We start from the raw sequence: 460 nt of genomic DNA, 5'->3' as shown, positions 1-460 counted from the left end.
TCGCCCGTCAGCGGATGCGCGAGGCGCAGCCGATGCGCGTGCAGGAACATCCGCTTGATCGACGGCACCGCGTTCGCGCGCGCAAGCGCCTTGTTCAGCGCGAACTCGCCGTACTTGGCGTCGCCGACGATCGGCAGGCCGAGATGCGCGAGGTGCACGCGGATCTGATGGGTCCGCCCCGTCTTGAGTTCCGCTTCGACGAGCGCGTAGTCCGGCCAGCGGTCGACGAGATTGAACACCGTGTGCGACGGCAGGCCGTCCTCCTGAACCCGCACGCGCCGCTCGCCGTCGGGCGTCGCGTACTTGAAAAGGGGCGCCTTCACCACGCGGCGGCGGCCCCAGTCGGCCGCCCAGTCGCCATGCACGCAGGCGAAGTAGCGCTTGTCCATCCGGTTCTCGCGAATCTGCTCGTGCAGCCCGACGAGCGCCGAGCGCTTCTTCGCGAGCATCAGGATGCCCG

1 protein-coding gene is annotated in these 460 nt (G+C 69.1%); it reads right to left on the bottom strand.

Annotation, left to right across the window (positions count from 1 at the left end):
• Positions 1-460 (bottom strand): RluA family pseudouridine synthase (locus tag J5M67_RS28380; RefSeq protein WP_207888669.1); only part of this gene is annotated, 460 nt, incomplete at both ends.

Source organism: Pseudomonas sp. 30_B (assembly GCF_017491605.1).
Lineage (GTDB): Bacteria > Pseudomonadota > Gammaproteobacteria > Pseudomonadales > Pseudomonadaceae > Pseudomonas.
Note: the sequence above shows the minus strand (reverse complement) of the source record. Positions and strands in the feature narration are given on the sequence as shown.